Source organism: Microcella sp. (assembly GCF_019739195.1).
GTDB lineage: Bacteria > Actinomycetota > Actinomycetes > Actinomycetales > Microbacteriaceae > Microcella.
Genome location: NZ_JAHHDS010000003.1, coordinates 2,078,367 through 2,095,666, shown reverse-complemented (window position 1 = coordinate 2,095,666; position 17,300 = coordinate 2,078,367). Strand labels below are relative to the sequence as shown.

16 protein-coding genes are annotated in these 17,300 nt (G+C 69.5%); 10 read left to right on the top strand and 6 right to left on the bottom strand.

The features are described from left to right. Positions 1 to 3 precede the first annotated feature (3 nt). The 4 genes from KL788_RS11930 to KL788_RS11915 all read left to right on the top strand — a co-directional run bounded on the left by KL788_RS11930 (position 4) and on the right by KL788_RS11915 (position 3,712). Positions 4 to 822 carry an energy-coupling factor ABC transporter ATP-binding protein gene (locus KL788_RS11930; protein ID WP_293171903.1) on the top strand — a complete coding sequence of 273 codons (819 nt, stop codon included), beginning with the start codon at positions 4 to 6 and terminating at the stop codon, positions 820 to 822. Beyond that, positions 822 to 1,745 carry a hypothetical protein gene (locus KL788_RS11925; protein ID WP_293171900.1) on the top strand — a complete coding sequence of 308 codons (924 nt, stop codon included), beginning with the start codon at positions 822 to 824 and terminating at the stop codon, positions 1,743 to 1,745. Before KL788_RS11930 ends, KL788_RS11925 begins: the two co-directional genes overlap by 1 nt. A 96-nt stretch (positions 1,746 to 1,841) precedes the next feature. Beyond that, positions 1,842 to 3,455 carry an acyl-CoA carboxylase subunit beta gene (locus KL788_RS11920; RefSeq protein WP_293171897.1) on the top strand — a complete coding sequence of 538 codons (1,614 nt, stop codon included), beginning with the start codon at positions 1,842 to 1,844 and terminating at the stop codon, positions 3,453 to 3,455. After that, positions 3,452 to 3,712: an acyl-CoA carboxylase epsilon subunit gene (locus KL788_RS11915; RefSeq protein WP_293171894.1), complete on the top strand. Its 261-nt coding sequence runs from the start codon at positions 3,452 to 3,454 to the stop codon at positions 3,710 to 3,712. Before KL788_RS11920 ends, KL788_RS11915 begins: the two co-directional genes overlap by 4 nt. Positions 3,713 to 4,219: 507 nt before the next feature. Here the strand turns inward: KL788_RS11915 and KL788_RS11910 are convergent. The 5 genes from KL788_RS11910 to KL788_RS11890 form a co-directional block, all read right to left on the bottom strand. Next, positions 4,220 to 5,257 (bottom strand): hypothetical protein, encoded by a 1,038-nt coding sequence (locus KL788_RS11910; RefSeq protein ID WP_293171891.1) that lies wholly within the window; start codon positions 5,255 to 5,257, stop codon positions 4,220 to 4,222. Next, the gene (locus KL788_RS11905; protein WP_293171888.1) at positions 5,254 to 5,508 is read right to left on the bottom strand and encodes a hypothetical protein; all 255 of its coding nucleotides are present in this window, start codon (positions 5,506 to 5,508) and stop codon (positions 5,254 to 5,256) included. Before KL788_RS11905 ends, KL788_RS11910 begins: the two co-directional genes overlap by 4 nt. 6 nt (positions 5,509 to 5,514) lie before the next feature. Beyond that, positions 5,515 to 6,528 (bottom strand): histidine kinase, encoded by a 1,014-nt coding sequence (locus tag KL788_RS11900; RefSeq protein WP_293171885.1) that lies wholly within the window; start codon positions 6,526 to 6,528, stop codon positions 5,515 to 5,517. After that, positions 6,515 to 7,189, bottom strand: a complete 675-nt coding sequence (locus KL788_RS11895; protein ID WP_293171882.1) for a response regulator transcription factor — start codon at positions 7,187 to 7,189, stop codon at positions 6,515 to 6,517. The genes KL788_RS11900 and KL788_RS11895 overlap by 14 nt, the downstream gene beginning before the upstream one ends. 140 nt (positions 7,190 to 7,329) lie before the next feature. Further along, the gene (locus KL788_RS11890) at positions 7,330 to 8,562 is read right to left on the bottom strand and encodes a class I SAM-dependent RNA methyltransferase (protein ID WP_293171879.1); all 1,233 of its coding nucleotides are present in this window, start codon (positions 8,560 to 8,562) and stop codon (positions 7,330 to 7,332) included. A 123-nt stretch (positions 8,563 to 8,685) separates the two neighbouring features. Between KL788_RS11890 and KL788_RS11885 the strand changes: the two genes are divergently transcribed. Next, positions 8,686 to 9,348, top strand: coding sequence for a Maf family protein (locus tag KL788_RS11885; protein ID WP_293171876.1), 663 nt, complete (start codon positions 8,686 to 8,688; stop codon positions 9,346 to 9,348). Between the two features lie 69 nt (positions 9,349 to 9,417). Beyond that, positions 9,418 to 11,193, top strand: coding sequence for an acetyl/propionyl/methylcrotonyl-CoA carboxylase subunit alpha (locus tag KL788_RS11880; protein WP_293171873.1), 1,776 nt, complete (start codon positions 9,418 to 9,420; stop codon positions 11,191 to 11,193). Between the two features lie 16 nt (positions 11,194 to 11,209). Here KL788_RS11880 and KL788_RS11875 read toward each other — a convergent pair whose 3' ends face one another. Beyond that, complete coding sequence (locus KL788_RS11875) at positions 11,210 to 12,652, bottom strand: NAD(P)H-quinone dehydrogenase (protein WP_293171870.1); 1,443 nt, start codon at positions 12,650 to 12,652, stop codon at positions 11,210 to 11,212. Between the two features lie 78 nt (positions 12,653 to 12,730). Here KL788_RS11875 and KL788_RS11870 point away from each other — a divergent pair, with 78 nt between their 5' ends. The 4 genes from KL788_RS11870 (at position 12,731) to KL788_RS11855 (ending at position 17,298) form a co-directional block, all read left to right on the top strand. Next, complete coding sequence (locus KL788_RS11870) at positions 12,731 to 13,564, top strand: purine-nucleoside phosphorylase (protein WP_293171867.1); 834 nt, start codon at positions 12,731 to 12,733, stop codon at positions 13,562 to 13,564. A 9-nt stretch (positions 13,565 to 13,573) separates the two neighbouring features. Continuing rightward, positions 13,574 to 15,247 (top strand): phospho-sugar mutase, encoded by a 1,674-nt coding sequence (locus tag KL788_RS11865; RefSeq protein WP_293171864.1) that lies wholly within the window; start codon positions 13,574 to 13,576, stop codon positions 15,245 to 15,247. A gap of 135 nt (positions 15,248 to 15,382) precedes the next feature. Next, positions 15,383 to 16,645, top strand: coding sequence for a hypothetical protein (locus KL788_RS11860; RefSeq protein ID WP_293171861.1), 1,263 nt, complete (start codon positions 15,383 to 15,385; stop codon positions 16,643 to 16,645). Beyond that, the gene (locus tag KL788_RS11855) at positions 16,642 to 17,298 is read left to right on the top strand and encodes a hypothetical protein (protein WP_293171858.1); all 657 of its coding nucleotides are present in this window, start codon (positions 16,642 to 16,644) and stop codon (positions 17,296 to 17,298) included. Before KL788_RS11860 ends, KL788_RS11855 begins: the two co-directional genes overlap by 4 nt. Positions 17,299 to 17,300 lie beyond the last annotated feature (2 nt).

Here is a 17,300-nt window from a genome sequence, read left to right as displayed (position 1 = left end):
TCGATGAACGATCTGACCATTCGCGTTGACGCACTGCGCCACACCTATGAGAGTGGCGTCGAAGCCGTGGCTGGCGTCGACCTGACGATCGCACCGGGTGAGCGCGTGGCGATCGTCGGCCAGAACGGCGCAGGCAAGACCACTCTCGTGCGACACCTCAACGGCATGGTGCGCCCGACCGAGGGCTCGGTGCACATCGGCGACTGGATCACGAGCGACAAGTCGATCGCCGAGCTCTCGCATCGCGTGGGCTACGTCTTTCAGAACCCCGATGAGCAGATCTTTGCGCGCACCGTCGAGGGCGACGTGTCATTCGGGCCGAAGAACCTCGGCTTCGAACCCGAAGAGGTCACTCAGAGCGTGATGTCGGCTCTCGAGGCGGTCGGTCTCGCGCACGAGGCCCACGTGCACCCGCACCACCTCTCGCTGAGCGAGCGCAAGCGCGTGGCGATCGCCGCCGTGCTCGCGATGCGCACGCCCATCGTCGTGCTCGACGAGCCGACGACCGGGCAAGACGAAGGCGGAGTTCGGCTCATCGCGGGCATCATCGACGACCTGACGGCTCGCGGAACCACGGTCGTCGCGATCACCCATGACATGGATTTCTGCGTCGAGAACTTCGAGCGCGTCGTCGTCATGGCCCGCGGAACCGTGCGGGCCGACGGCCCCGCAGCGCAGGTCTTCGCCGACCAGCCCGCGCTCGAGGCTGCGGCAGTCGAGCCTCCGCAGCTCGCCAGACTCGCCCGGACATTGGGCTGGAGCGAGACGACCGTCGACCCGAGCAGCTTCGTTGACGCCTACGAACGTCGGCGGCGCGGCTGATGCCCGGGCTCACCTGGCTCGCGCTCGTCGCGAGCGGCCTTCTCGGCATCACCGACTTTCTGGGCGGAGTACTGTCGCGACGGCTTCCGCTCATCATCGTGTTGCTCGGCTCGCAGCTGGTCGCCGCTCTCGCCGTGACCACGAGGTTGCTCGTCGAACCGCTGGCGCTCGACGACGCCAACGCCGTGCAGTGGGGAGTCATCGGTGGGCTCGGAACGGCCGTGGGGGTCTCGGCTCTCTTCCGCGCTCTAGCGATCGGCACGATGGGCGTTGTCGCTCCCATCACCTCGCTCGCCGTCATCGTGCCGGTCATGGTGGGGGTCGCGTCGGGTGACCCGGTCACGGGCATCCTGGCCCTCGGGCTCGGCGTCGCCATCATCGGCACCGTGCTCGCGAGCGGGCCGGAAGTGCGCTCGCGGGTCGGAGGCGAGCAGGTGCACCGCCATCGCGTGCAGTCGATCGTGCTGGCCTTTGTTGCCGCCGCGGGCTTCGGCCTCGCGAACGTCTCAGTCGCACTCGGCAGCGCGACGAGCATCACGACGACCCTCATCGTCAACACCGCGGTCGTGCTCGCGCTCTACATCGTGGCGTTGTCGATCTGGGTGCACGTGCGCCTGCGATCGGCGGCGGCGCGACTTCACACCGGCCAGGTGGCGAGCCCCGCGCTGCTGCCCCACCCCGTTCGCGGCCGAGACCTCGTGGGCATCGCCGCGATCGGGCTGCTCGGCTACCTCGCCAACGTCTGCTTCGCCCTCGCGAGCCAGGCTGGCGCCCTCAGCGTTGTCGGGGTGCTCGCCTCGCTGTATCCGGTCGTGACCGCGTTGCTCGGCTGGCGCGTGCTCGGTGAGCGGCTGCTGCGCGTGCAGGTGGTCGGCGTCATCGCGGTCTTCATCGGCGTCGCGACCATCGCAGCCTCGGCCTAATCGTGCGGTGAGCCGCGAGGTGCACACAGCCTCGTGGCCAGTTTTGTGGATGATCGCCAACGGTGCCGGGTCGTGACCGGTGGATAGGCTGACACTGTGACCGACGACGCCAACGCGCCCGCCCCCGCCGCCCCCGACCTTTCGACGACCGCCGGCAAGATCGCCGACCTCAAAGTGCGGTACCACGAGGCCGTCACCGCGAGCGGCGAGGCCGCGATCGAGAAGCAGCACGCCAAGGGCAAGATGACCGCCCGGGAGCGCATCGACACGTTGCTCGACCACGGCAGCTTCGTCGAGCTCGACGAGTTCGTGCGCCACCGCACCCACGCCTTCGGCATGGACGCCAAGCGCCCCTACGGCGACGCCGTCGTCACCGGCACGGGCACCGTGCACGGCCGGCAGGTCGCCGTCTACAGCCAAGACTTCACGATCTTCGGCGGCTCGCTCGGCGAGGTCGCCGGCGAGAAGATCATCAAGGTCATGGAGCTCGCGCTCAAGACGGGCGTGCCCATCATCGGCATTCTCGACTCGGGCGGGGCGCGCATTCAAGAAGGCGTCGTGGCCCTCGGCAAGTACGGCGAGATCTTTCGGCGCAACACGGCCGCGAGCGGCGTCATACCCCAGATCTCGATCATCTGCGGCCCGGCGGCCGGCGGCGCGGTCTACTCGCCTGCCCTCACCGACTTCGTCATCATGGTCGACAAGACGAGCCAGATGTTCGTGACCGGCCCCGACGTCATCAAGACCGTCACGGGCGAAGACGTTGGCATGGAAGAACTGGGCGGCGCCCTCACGCACAACCGCACCTCGGGCGTCTCGCACTACCTGGCGAGCGACGAGAACGACGCTTTCGACTACGCCCGCTCGCTGTTGAGCTACCTGCCCGACAACAATCTCGCCGAGCTGCCTCAGTACGCGGCAGAGGTCGAACTCGAGATCACCGACAGCGACCGCAAGCTCAACGCGATGATCCCCGACAGCCCTAACCAGCCGTACGACGTCATCGACATCATCGATCATGTCGTCGACGAGGGCTCGTTCCTCGAGGTGCAGCCGCTGTTCGCGCCCAACATCGTCATCGGCTTCGCGCGGGTCGAGGGCCGCAGCGTGGGCGTCATCGCGAACCAGCCGAACGCCATGGCTGGCACGCTCAACATCGACGCGGGCGAGAAGGCGAGCCGTTTCGTGCGATTCTGCGATGCGTTCTCGATTCCGATTCTGACCCTGGTGGATGTTCCCGGCTACCTGCCCGGAACCGACCAGGAGTGGACGGGCGTGATCCGCCGCGGCGCCAAGCTGCTCTACGCCTATGCCGAGGCCACCGTGCCACTCGTGACCGTCATCACGCGCAAGGCCTACGGCGGTGCCTACATCGTCATGGGCTCGAAGCAGCTCGGCGCCGACATGAACCTCGCGTGGCCCACGGCCGAGATCGCCGTCATGGGCGGGCAGGGTGCGGTGAACATCCTGTACCGCGACCAGATCAGAGCGGCTGAGGCGGCCGGCGAAGACGTCGCGGCCGTGCGCACGCGACTCGCGAACGAGTACACCTACAACGTGGCCAGCCCTTTCCTGGCGGCCGAGCGCGGCGAGCTCGACGGCATCATCGAGCCGGCGGCCACGCGCGTCGCCGTCATCAAGGCTCTGCGCGCTCTCAAGGGCAAGCGGGCGAGCCTGCCGCCGAAGAAGCACGGGAACATCCCCCTGTGAGTGCGCACGCGTCGAGCGCCCTGCCGGGCGGCGCCGAGGCACCCGTGGTGCGTATCGTCAACGGGAATCCCACCGATGCCGAGCTCGCAGCCGTGCACGCGGTCATCGCCGCCGCGCTCGCCGAACAGGCTGCGGCCGGGGTTCCGTTGCTCGAGCCGCGCATCGACGGGTGGAGCCAGAGCGGGCGCCACATGCGCGGGCCTCTCTCACCCGGTCCCGGCGCCTGGAGTGCGTCCCGGGGCCTGCGCACCGGCTGAGCGTCGCTCAGATACTGCGCAATACGCAGAATTTCGCGGCCTGGAGCGACGAGATCAGTGGCAAATTCACTGCTACTGCACGGAGACGGCCGCACAAGTGAGGAACTGACCCCAGTTCGGGGGATATGTACCCCACGACGCGCCACAGAACGGTCTCACAACCCCGGAATTCCGCGGTTTTCTGACGATTTCGCCGCACATTGGTCCCCCACGTGTCCCCCAAAATGACGACTGTGCTCGCGCGGCCTGTTCGACACCATAGAACGTGTCAGGTGACGCTCTTAGAGCTCACCACCGATCACCACAGCCGCACGGGTAGCGGTTCGTGATTGGGGGGCGAGGTAGGGCCGCATTCGGGTTGCTGCTCTACCTCGATACGTTGAGAAGGGCCGGAGCTGGGTACTCCGGCCCTTCCAGCATTTAAGGCCTTGCTCGGCGCCCAGATGGGCACGTGACGAGTTGGTGTCACGCGACATGCGCGCCGGCGAATCGCTCAGCGATTCGCTCTCAGGCGCTGGTCCGGGGAATCTCGAGCCAGAGGTCGACCGCGTCGTCATCGTCGTCGTGGCTCTGGCCGAGATCGCGCGCGTGCCCGTCGCTCGCCGGGGTCAGCCCCACGACGGTGACCGCGACATCCGAGTCGATCGGAGCGGTGCGGGCGATGACGCGCATCGCGCCGGTCGTGCGAATCGCCTCGGCGAGTGCGTCGAGCACCCGCTCGCGGTTGACGTCGTCGAGATCGTCGAGCCCGCCCTCGTCGAGCAGGCTCACCGAGGCTCCGCGGCGCCGCGCCGACATCACCTCGCGGCGCACGGCGTCGTTGAGCAGTCGACGACCGCGGATCTCGTCGCGGATCGCGCCCTCAAGGTGCAGGCACTCCGCCCGCTGGTCAAGCGTCAGCTCGCCACCCGTGGCTTCGATGATCTGCAGCATGGGCACTGCCGTCGTGCCTGTCTGCCCCAGACGGAACTGCCGCTCGTAGAGGTGCGCCTCTTGTGCGGCCTGCCAGTCGGTCGCCTCGCGCTCGGCCTGAGCGAACCGGGCAGCGTCGGCCGAGGCCTTCAAGAGCGCCCGCGACAGGATGTGCGACACGGCGACCCAGGCCGCGCTGCCGATGACGCCGATGCCGAGCAGCAGCAGCGGGCCTCCCCAGGCGATGGTCTGCACGACGAGTGCCGCGATGCCGATCCACGCGAAGAGGTGCCGGCGTCGCGTCGAGGTGATCGTCATGAGTGTGCCGACCGCGGCCACGTACCACGTGGCGTAGCCGAGCCCGCCCTCGCGCAGCGGGTCGAGCTCTGGAGTGATGAGCAACGTCATGACGACGCAGACCACGACGTTGAGACCCGCGAGCCAGGTGGGCATACGCTCCGGCTGGCCCGGCATGAGGCTGAGGGCCGTCGCCGAGGCGTAGAGCGCCATAGCTGCGAGGATCGGCAGGGGGTTGCTGGGTACATCGATCGTGTAGAGCCCGAGCACGATGTGGTACGCCGAGAAGATCGCGGCCATCGACACGATGAGCGAGCGGGGAACTCCGATTCTCACGAGCGCGCCTCCTCGTCGAGAGCCGCGTCGTCATCGTCGAGCGCGTCGAGCGTGAAGACCGGCCAGGCGAGCGTCACGACCGTTCCCTTGCCCGGGGCAGAGACCACGGTGGCCTGGCCGCCGGCGCTCGCGGTGCGCTCGATGATCGAGCGCCGCACGCCGAGACGGGCCTCGGGCACCAACGCCAGGTCGAAGCCCGGCCCCGCGTCGCCTACCTCGATCTCGACGGCGCCGCCGTGCACGCCCGACACCCGCAGTCAGCGGCGAACGTCGGGGCCGCCCGCGTGCTGCACGCTGTTGATCATGGCCTGCACCGCGGCCGAGTAGAGCGCCTCAGCCTGGCCCGAGGGGATGACCCGGGTGTCGAGAGACCGCACGCGCACCGCGAACGGGGCCTGCATCTCGCGCGCTGCCGACACGATGCGGTCGGCTAGCTGCCTCAGGCGCACGGTCGAGCCGTCGTCTGGCGAGACAAGTGCTGCCTCGCGCAAATGCTGCATGGCATTCGACGCCATCTGCGCGGCGAGCACCCGCTGCTCTGACGACTCGGCGCGCGCCGCCGTCAGGAGCGTCGTCAGCACGCTGTCGTGCACGATCGAATCGACGTGCACGCGCTCGACCTCGGTCGCATGCTGGCGCACGGCGCGCGCGTAGCGGTCTAGCGCTGCGCCCTGCGCCTCGTCGACCGAGGTGGCCGCGACGCGCGTCATGGTCACGATCACGAGCACCGCACCGCCGAGAATGATCGCGTAGACGGCGTCGAAGACCCCGAGTTCCCACGGCGCACCGCCGCCCGCCGGGGTAACCCTAATGACGCCGTAGATGATCGGCACGACGATGAGATACGCGAGCGCCCGCCGCACCGGGAATCCGATGGCCGCCGTGGCCGTCGCTACCGTGGTCAGCTGATAGAGCCAGTGGTTGCCAACCTGCGTCACGGCCGGATCAGCCAAGAAGAACGGCCAACTCAGCAGCGCGGCCACATAGACGAACGAGACGAGCAGGTGCGAGCCGATCACCCATCGCTTGATCGTCGAGCAGAGCAGCGCCACGACGAGCGAGCCGAACATCGCGCCGACCGTGATCGCCGACCACACCGGTTGGCCGAGGTGGTACTGCGTGAGCAGTAGCGGAACGGCCTGCAGGCCGAAGACGATGCCGAACCAGGCGACCGAGCGCGAGATGACGGTGTCGACGCGCTTGCGGCTCAGTGGGCTGCGGGCCGGCTTGCTTGTGCTCGCCGCGGCCGCGACCGCCTCAGGCGGAGTCATCACCGTCGGGTTCGAGACCAGGAAGGATTCCGTCTTCGACGGCCCGACGCAGCAGATCGACCTTCGTCGGCGCGGGGCGCCCAACCTCGACGTACTTCGCCCGAATGCGATCAAGGTACTCGCGCGCCGTCGAGTAGCCGATGCCGAGCTGCTGCGCGGCCAGCTTCAGCGGAAGACCGCTGGCGTACAAGTGCAAGATCTCGCGCTCGCGCCGGCCCAGCTGGGCCTTCGCGAAGTCGCGGTCGGCGTCGATCGCGCTCGCCCACTCGAGGTTGTTGAGAACTTCGCCCCTGGCCACCGTCTCGGCGGCGGCGATGACGGTGCTGGTGGCCGACGACTTCGGAATCACGCCGGCGGCGCCGGCGGCGAGCGCCTCACGGACACTCGCGACCCGGTCGGCGATCGAGTGCACGAGCACCGCGCTGCCGGTGGCCTGCACGGCCTTGACGTTCTCGGTCACGCTCGAGCCGTCACCGAGCGAGAGGTCGAGCACCACGACATCAATCTCGCGACCGTCGAGGCCTTCGACGAGCTCAGGCACGCTCGCCGCGGTGTCGATCACCTCGAAACCGGCATTGGTGAAGGCAGCCTGCAGACCGAGGCGCACCGACTCGTGATCGTCGACGATCGCGACGCGCACATGCTTGCTGGTCGAAGCCACCACGATCAGGATTCCTGCCCTTTGCCGATGAGGGTGCCGTGGCCGAGTGATTCGGGTGCACCGGGGCTTCCATGCTATCCGTGGCATCCACGGCACAGGGTCATTCGAGCAGCGGCGAGTCCCCCTTCCGGCGAGCGCGGTCAGTCGCGCACGAGCGTGGCGACCGCCTCAACGTGGTGGGTGTGCGGGAAGAGATCGAAGGCGCGGATGCGCGCCAGCCGGTATCCCGACTGCGCCGCGAGAGCGACATCGCGGGCCAGCGCGACCGGGTCGCAGGCGACGTAGACTAGTTGAGCCGGAGCCAGCGCGCCGAGCAGCGCCATGACCTCGGCACCGGCACCCGACCGCGGCGGGTCGAGCACGATCGTCGCCGCGCGCAACCGCTCGCGATCGCCCGCGGAGGCACTGGACTCGAGCGCTCGTAGCCAGCGGTCGACGCGGCCGCTCTCAGCCGAGGCGCCGAGCCACTCGGCGAGATTCTCTGAGGCGTGGTCGGTCGCGCGCTCGTCGGACTCAACGCTCGTGATGCGCGTGTCAGCGCCGAAGCGATCGGCGACCGCGGCAGCGAGCAGCCCGACGCCGCCGTAGAGGTCGAGATTCTCGGCGCGCGGGTCGAACAGCGACTCGTCGATCGCCTGCTGCACCGCGCCGGTCAGCGCGACCGCCGCCGACCGGTGCACCTGCCAGAAGCCCGTGTCGTCGAGCTGAAACTTGCGGTCGCCCACGACCTCGGTGATGACGGTCGGCTTCTGCTCGCCGATCACGAGCCGCGGCTCTCCTCCGCTCGGCGCGAGCACATCGACGGTGCCGAGGCCGACGAACCGCTCGGCGAAAGGAATGATGGCCTGCACCTCGGTCGTCGCGAGGGGAGCATCCGTCACCGGAATCACCGTGTGCGAGCGCGATGCCATGGGCCCCAGTCGGCCCTGATCGTCGACGTGCAGCCGGATGCGGGTGCGCCAACCGAGCCCGTTCGCGGTGTCATCGCCCGGCAGCGCTTCCACCTGCACGTCGCTTTCGAGCCCTGCCATGCGCTGCAGCGACTCGGCGAGTACCTGCCGCTTGAGCTCGCGCTGGTGAGCGAGTTCGATGTGGCCGAACTCGGCGCCGCCGGCACGCCCCCGGGGGTCGCGTTCGAGGCTCGCGGCGCCCCAGATGTGCGGGCGACGGTGCTCGCTCGCCTCGAGCACCTCGACCGTGTCGGCCCGCCAGAAGCTCTTCTTGCGGTCGTCGCTCACCCGCGCGCGCACCGTCTCGCCCGGAATCGCGTCGCTCACGAACACCACTCGACCGTCGAGTCGCCCGACCGTGATGCCGCCGTGCGCGATCTTGTCGACCGTGAGTTCGATCTGCGTTCCGATGTTCTCGCCCATGCGCCCAGCCTAGGTGCGCGCCCCTGTTCGCAACTCAGGCTGTACGACCTCCTGTGCGCGAACAGCCCGGCACATCGGCGCTCTCAGCCTGAGTTACGAACACGACCGCCGTAGCATCGAGCCGTGCGCCTGTATCTCGCCTCGACCTCGCCCGCCCGCCTGGCCACCCTGCGAGCGGTCGGCATCGAACCGGTCGCCTTCGCGCCGGGAGTCGACGAAGATCGGGCGGTGGATGCGGCCGCTGCCGCGCATCCCGACGGTCGGCTGCCGGCCGACGAGATGGTGCAGCTTCTCGCCCGGCTCAAGGCCGAGGCGGGCCTCGACCCCGCGGTGCTCGCCGGCGCTGGGCTCGTCGCGAGCGACATCGACGGCTTCATCCTCGGCGGCGACTCGGCCTTCGAGCTCGACGGCACCGTCTTCGGTAAGCCGCACGAGCCCGAGGTGGCCCGCGAGCGCTGGCTCGCTCAGCGCGGACGCAGCGGGGTGCTGCACTCGGGCCACTGGCTCATCGATCACCGGGGAGGATCGCTGCACGGCGCCGTAGGGCGAGCATCCCGCGCCACCGTGCACTTCGCCGACGACATCGAGACGGCAGAGATCGACGCGTATATCGCCACGGGCGAGCCGCTGAAGGTCGCGGGCGCCTTCACGATCGACTCGAAGGGCGCCGGCTTCATCGATCGCATCGAGGGCGACCCGCACACCGTCGTCGGGCTCTCAGTGCCGCTGCTGCGCAAACTCGTGCACGAGCTCGGCGGCCGCTGGACCGATCTCTGGAACCGCTAAGCGATTCGCCTGCCTTTTGTGGGGCACCGCCAAACCGCGCGGTCGATCACCCCCCTAGGCTGGGGAACCATGGCCCGCATCAGCAAGGTACTCATCGCCAATCGGGGCGAGATCGCCGTCCGCGTCATCCGCGCCGCTCGTGACGCCCGTCTCGGCACCGTTGCCGTCTACGCCGATCAAGATCGGGATGCCCGCCACGTGCGCCTCGCCGACGAGGCCTATGCCCTGCACGGCACGACGAGCGCCGAGACGTACCTCGTCATCGACAAGCTGCTCAGCATCGCCCGCCGGTCTGGAGCGGACGCGGTGCACCCGGGCTACGGGTTCCTCGCCGAGAACGCCGACTTCGCCCGCGCCGTCATCGATGCCGGGCTCATCTGGATCGGGCCCTCGCCTGAGGCCATCGAGAAGCTCGGCGACAAGGTCAGCGCCCGGCACATCGCCGAGAAAGTCGGCGCCCCCCTGGCGCCCGGCACGTTGAACCCCGTGAGCGGAGCCGACGAGGTGCTCGCGTTCGTCGACGAGCACGGGCTGCCGGTCGCCATCAAGGCGGCCTTCGGCGGCGGCGGCCGCGGCCTCAAGGTGGCGCGCACTCGCGAAGAGATTCCCGAACTGTTCGACTCGGCGACCCGCGAGGCGATCGCGGCCTTCGGCCGCGGCGAGTGCTTCGTCGAGAAGTACCTCGACAAGCCGCGCCACGTCGAGACCCAGTGCCTCGCCGACGCGCACGGCAACGTCGTCGTCATCTCGACGCGCGACTGCTCGTTGCAGCGCCGGCACCAGAAGCTCGTCGAGGAGGCACCCGCGCCGTTCCTCACCCCCGAGCAGACCGAACTGCTGTACTCGTCGTCGAAGGCCATCTTGAAAGAGGTCGGCTACCTCGGCGCCGGCACCTGCGAGTTCCTCATCGGCGCCGACGGCACCGTGTCGTTCCTCGAGGTCAACACGCGCCTGCAGGTCGAGCACCCCGTCTCTGAAGAGGTCACGGGCATCGATCTCGTGCGCGAGCAGTTCCGCCTCGCCGAGGGCGAAGAGATTGGCTACGACGACCCGGTGGCGCATGGTCACTCGTTCGAGTTCCGCATCAACGGTGAAGACCCGGGGCTCAACTTCATGCCCATGCCCGGCCCCGTGCACGCGCTGCGATTTCCGGGCGGGCCCGGCGTGCGGGTCGACTCGGGTGTCACGACGGGTGACGTCATCTCGGGCGCCTTCGACTCGCTGCTCGCCAAGCTCATCGTGACGGGCTCGAGCCGCGATGACGCCCTCGAGCGCTCGCGCCGCGCCCTCGCCGAGTTCGAGGTCGCGGGCCTGCCGACCGTGCTGCCGTTCCACCGCGCGATCGTCGACGACCCGGCGTTCGCCCCCGCGAACGGCGAGCCGTTCACCGTGTTCACGCGGTGGATCGAGACTGAGTTCGACAACCAGCTCGAGCCGTGGAGCGGCTCGCTCGCCGAGCCGCACGCCGAGCCGGGCCCGCGCCACACCGTGGTCGTCGAAGTCGCCGGCAAGCGGCTCGAGGTGTCTCTGCCCGAGACGCTCATGCCGACCGGAGCGTCCCGCACCGCGACGACACTCGCCGCACCGCCCAAGCGGCGCACCGGCTCAGCCGTGTCGTCCGCCGCCTCCGGCGACGCCGTCAAGAGCCCCATGCAGGCCACAGTCGTGAAGCTCGCTGTCGCTGACGGCGACTCGGTGGTCGCGGGCGACCTCGTCGTCGTGCTCGAGGCCATGAAGATGGAGCAGCCCCTCACGGCGCACAAAGACGGCACCGTGACCGGCATCGGCGCGGCCGTGGGCGAAACCGTGGCCTCGGGTCACGTGCTGCTCAGCATCACGAGCTGAGCCGCGCAACGCAGAACTAGTCGCGGGGTGCGTGCATCGCCCGCGCGGCATCGGTGATGCCGCCCGACAGCGAGGGGTACACCGAGTAGGCGCGGGCGAGCTGGTCGACCGTGAGCCGGTGCTCGATCGCGAGAGCGATCGGCAGAATCAATTCGGATGCCCGGGGTGCCACGACGACGCCCCCGATGACCGTGCCCGAGGTCTTGGCCGCGAACAGCTTGATGAAGCCGTCGGTGACGTTCTGCATCTTGGCCCGCGCGTTCGTCTCGAGCATGAGCTTGTGCACGATGCCGCGGGTCTCGCCGTCTTCGATCTGCTTCTGCGAGAAGCCGACCGTGGCGATCTCGGGCGCCGTGAAGATGTTCGAGGTCACGTTGCGCAGCTTGATGGGTGTCACGGCGTCGCCCATGGCGTGATAGACCGCCGTGCGGCCCTGCATCGAAGCGACCGAGGCGAGAGGCAGCGAGTCGCTGCAGTCACCCACGGCGTAGACGCTCGGCATCGAGGTGCGCGCCACCTTGTTGACGGCGATGTGGCCCGACTCGGTGAGTTGCACGCCCGCCTCTTCGAGGCCGATGCCCGCCGTGTTGGGAATCGAGCCGACGGCCATGAGGCAGTGCGAGCCGTCGATCACCGTGCCGTCGCTCAGGGTCACCTGCACGCCGTCGCCCGTGTTGACGACCGAGTCGGCGCGGCTCTTCGCGAGCAGCGTCATGCCGTTGCGCCGGAAGACCTGTTCGATGAGGTGCGCAGCATCAGCATCCTCGCCCGGCAGCACCTGATCGCGGCTCGAAATGAGGGTCACCTGCGCGCCGAGCGCGCGATAGGCGCTCGCGAACTCGGCGCCCGTGACGCCCGAGCCGACGACGATGAGGTGCTCGGGCACGTCAGGTAGGCGGTAGAGCTGGGTCCAGGTGAGAATGCGCTCGCCGTCGGGCTGCGCGCTCGGCAGCTCGCGCGGCGAGGCGCCGACCGCGACGATGACCGTGTCGGCGTCGCACTGATCGAAGTCGACCCGCTTCTTGCCCTGACTCGTCGCCACGACAATGCGATTCGGCCCCTCGAGCCGCCCGTCGCCGACGATGATGCGCACGCCAGCGTCGATGAGCTGGTCGCGCATGTCGTCAGACTGATCTTGCGCGAGCTTCAGCAGTCGCTTGTTCACCTGCGTGAGGTTGACGGCGACCTCGGGCTTCGTGGCCCGTCCCGATTCGCCGCGCGCGAAGAACTGCACGCCGAGATCGGCCGCATCGCGAATGGCCCCCGCGGCCTCGGCCGTCGCGATGAGGGTCTTCGACGGCACGACATCGGTGAGCACCGCCGACCCGCCGACTCCGACGCGCTCGATGAGCGTGACGTCGGCCCCCAGCTGGGCTCCGGCGAGCGCCGCCTCGTAGCCACCGGGGCCTCCTCCGAGAACGGCGATGCGGTGCGTCCGGTCGAACGTGGAGGTATCCATGTCTCCATTGTGTCAGCGCCCGCACGATGCGCTCATGCGCGGATGCTCGCAGCGGGCCCGCTCAGTAGGCTGGCAGTCATGTCGCACACCGCCGTGAACCCGCTCGACGACGAGCACGCCGACCCTTTCGCCATCGCCGCTCAGGCCGCCGAGCAGCTGCGAGACGCCACAGGCGTCGAGCACCACGACATCGCCCTCACGCTCGGCTCGGGCTGGGCGAAGGCCGCCGACCTCATCGGCGAGACCACGCACACCATCGCCGCCACCGACATCGCTGGGTTCAGCAAGCCTGCGCTCGAGGGGCATGTCGGCACGCTGCGCTCGATCCTGCTGCCGAGCGGCAAGCGCGCGCTCGTCATCGGCGCCCGCACCCACTACTACGAGAATCACGGCGTGCGGCGGGTGGTGCACTCGGTGCGCACGGCGGCTGCGGCGGGGGCATCCGTCATGATCCTCACCAACGGCGCGGGCGGCATCAAAGACCACTGGGTTCCCGGCACGCCCGTGCTCATCAGCGACCACCTCAACCTGACCGCGAACTCGCCGCTCGAGGGCGCGACGTTCATCGACCTCACCGACCTCTATGCGCAGCGCCTGCGCGATCTCGCGCACACCGTAGCCCCCGAACTCGACGAGGGCGTGTACGTACAGTTTCGCGGGCCCCACTACGAGACACCCGCCGAAGTGCAGATGGCGAAGGCCATGGGCGGGCACATCGTCGGCATGTCGACGGCGCTGGAAGCCATCGCGGCCCGCCAGGCCGGCATGGAGGTTCTCGGCCTCTCGCTCATTACCAATCTCGCGGCCGGCATCTCGCCCGAACCGCTGAGCCACGCCGAGGTGATCGACGCCGGCAAGGCCGCCGAGCCCGTCATCAGCGCGCTGCTCGCCCGCATCGTTGCCCAGCTGTAGGAGGCCCTCATGACGACTCTCGACTCTGCGAAGGCCTGGCTCGAGCAAGACCCCGACCCCGAGACGCGCGCCGAGCTCGAGGCGCTCATCCCGGCCGCCGAGGCGGGCGATGCGACGGCGATGGATGCTCTCCGCGACCGCTTCGACACCCGCCTCACGTTCGGCACCGCTGGTCTGCGGGGTGAGCTCGGCGCGGGCTCGAACCGCATGAACCGCGTGCTCGTCTCGCAGGCCGCGACCGGATTCGCCCGCTGGCTGCTCGACCGCGACGAGAACGCCAGCGTCGTCATCGGTTACGACGGCCGTGTCAACAGCAACGTGTTCGCGCGCGACTCGGCCGAGCTCATGGCCGGGGCCGGCGTGCGCGTCGTGCTGCTGCCGCGCATGCTGCCGACCCCGCTCGTCGCCTTTGCCGTGCGCCACCTCGGGCTGAGCGCCGGCATCATGGTGACCGCGAGCCACAACCCGCCCCGCGACAACGGCTACAAGGTCTACCTGGGCGGCCGCCATGGCGGCTCGCAGATCGTCGCCCCGAGCGATGAGCAGATCCATGCGGCGATCGTCGCCGTCGCCGAGACCGAGGTCATCGGAGAGCTGCCGCGCTCGACCGACTACGAGGTCGCCGACGAGAGCGTCATCGACGCCTACATCGAGCGCACGGCGGCCGTGGCACTCGACGAGACGGCTGAACGCACGACCGTGCCGTTCGTCTACACCGCGATGCACGGCGTCGGGTGGGAGGTCTCGCAACGCGTCTTCGCCGCCGCCGGCCTCGGCGAGCCGACCGTCGTCGCCGAGCAGATCGAGCCCGACGGCGCGTTTCCGACCGTGGCCTTTCCGAACCCCGAAGAGCCGGGCGCGATGGATCTCTCGTTCGAGACCGCGAGTCGCGCCGGTGCCGCGCTCATCATCGCGAACGACCCCGATGCCGACCGCCTCGCGGTGGCCGTGCCCGACAGCTCCGAGGCCGCCGGGTGGCGCCGCCTGAGTGGCAACGCGGTCGGGGCCCTGCTCGGCTGGCGGGTCGCGGAACGCCTACAGCGCTCGGGCACGCAGGCCAAGCTCGCGGCATCCCTCGTCTCGTCCCCCGCCCTCGCGGCCGTCGCCAGCGCCTACGGGCTCAGCTACAGCGACACGCTCACGGGCTTCAAGTGGATCTCGCGGGTCGGCGGCCTCGGCTATGGCTTCGAAGAGGCGCTCGGCTATCTCGTGAACCCCGGCACGATCCGCGACAAAGACGGCATCTCGGCCGCCGTCGACTTCGTGGCGCTCGTCGGCGAGCTCGCCGCCCAAGGCAAAACGCTCGACGACCACCAGCGCGAATTCGACGAGCGCTTCGGCGCCTTCTCGAGCGCGCAAGTGTCGCTGCGGGTGACCGACCTGAGCCGCATCGGCGCCATCATGGCCGCGCTGCGCGACAACCCGCCGAACGAGATCGGCGGCGTGCGCGTGAGCCAAGTCGACGACTTCATCACCGGTTTCGGCGTGTTCCCTCCGGGAGACATTCTGCGGTTCTGGATGCTCGACGGCAGCCGCGTCATCGTGCGGCCGAGCGGCACCGAGCCCAAGGTCAAGGTGTACATCGACGCGTCGTGCGACGAAGGCTCGGTCGACGAGCGGCGCGCGAGTGCCACGGCGCGCGTCGCCGCGCTCGAGGCAGGCATGCGCGAACTGATCGCGTAGACCAAAGCTGCCCGCCAGCTGCACTGATGTGCGTGTTCGCAACTCAGGCTGAGAAGCCCTATGTGACGGTTTACGGGCTCACATGAGTCGTCTCAGCCTGAGTTGCGAACACCCGCGCGGCCGTAGGGTGGGAGGGTGACTGACCCGAGCACAGCCGCCCCGCGGCGCCCGCTGCTGCCGACCCCGGTCGCGCTGCTGTGGTTCGCCTCCGCGGTCAGCTGGGCCACGGGCCGACTTCTCCCCCAGTTCGGAGCCTTCTCGCTCCCCGACCCTCCCGCTGACCTCGGCGGCAGCGTCGTCTTCGACGCGCAGTGGCTCGCCGAGGCGCAACGCCTCAGTGCGCTGCAGTCGCTGCCGACGACACTCGCCGTCGTGCTCGCCGCCATCGGCCTCGCCGTGCTCTGGATGCGCCGCGAGCCCGACCCGCTCGACCGGGTCGCCGCGCTCTCGGCGAGCGTCATGGCCGTAGCCGGGGCGCTCTCGGCCGTCGCGGTGCTCGCCCTCGTCGCCGCCGGACCCGACCGGCCGATCGGGCTCGTCGACATTCCCGTGGGCACAGGTGCGGCGCTCGCGACGGCCGCGGCAGCAGCATCCACGGCCGTTCTCATCCGTCCGTATGTCGACGTCATGGCGGCGCACGTCTGGGCCGGTATCGGCGGCGCCGGCATTGCGCTGCCCTTCATGGTCGCCGGCGTCTCGCCGATGTTCATCATGGCTGGCGCCATGCTTCTCGCCACGCTCGATCGCGTGCACGGTCTGCGGGTCGAAACCGACCTTGCCTTCCGGCACGCACTGGAGGCCGAACGCATTGCGCAGGAGGGTGACGCCGGTCGCGGCATCGGCGTCTCGGGGCTGCCCGGCCGTCCGCCCACTCCGCGTGCCCCGCGCCCGACGCTGCCCTGGTCGGCGCGCGAGCGCAGTCTGACGATCTGGCTCGGCGTCGCGGCCATTGTCATCGTCGCCCTCGTCTGGGCCGTCGGTGCGACCCTCGGTGAGCTCGGCTTCCTGCCGGTGCTCGGCCTCATCGGCCCCGGGTACGCCGCGGTCGCGTTCGGCGTCGTGCCCCTGCTCTGGCAGGTGTCGCTGCTGCTGCGGGTCGTGTCGACCGCACGGTACCCGCTGACCGTCGCGAGCGGGATGCTCATCGCAGCATCGCTCGCCGTGATCACGGCGCCCGTGCCGCAGGTCTATCTCGGTGCCGTGATCGTGCAGTCGCTCGCGATCGGGTACGCAGCCGCGCTGCTCGTGCCACGCGCCACGGCCCTCGGTCGCGTCATGCTCGGCACGACGGCCGCACTGGCCTGGCTGCTCGTGCTGGTGCCGACGGGTGCACTGCCGCTCGCCTTCATCGGTGTCATCACGACACTCATTGCCCTCCGTCGAAAGGTTCGCGCATGACCGACTCTTCTTCCGGCAGCAGTGTGCTCGACCGGCTCGCGGCCGCCCCGTCGCGCACGGCGGGAGTCGTGGCGGCAGCCCTCGCCCTCGCGATGATGCTCATCGGGGCCGTGGTGTTGCCCTCGACCTTCGTCGCGGTGCCCGACGGCGATCAGGTCGACGGGCTCGAGCAGCTCGCCAGCAACACTGTGCCGCTACTGCTGGGCAACGTGCTGGCCTTCCTCGGCTTTCTGCCCCTGCTGACCGCGGTGCACGCGCTCATGGGTACTCGAGCCACGCCCGCGTCGCTGATGCTCGCCGCCTACCTCGTGCTACTGGCCCGGCCGCTCGCCCTCGGCGTCGAGGCGGCGGCATTCCCCGACTCGGTGCTCATTCCTCTCGGGCCTCTCGTGCCGTACCTGCTGCTCGCGACCACCGGTCTCGCCGCCGCGCTTGCGTCGGCCGCGATTGTTCCGCTCGCTCAGGCGGCGGCGTCGCCCGTGCGGCGCGCCGTGCTCGCCGCCGGCATCGGTGTGCTCGTCGCGCTCGCACTCTTCTCGTTCGCGCCGTTCATCGCGCCGCTCGCCACTCTCGGCATCGGCGTGGCCCTGCTCATGCGCAAGCGCGGGGGCAGCGGCTACGACCCGGCGAACGGGCCGGCCGGGCAGCACTGACG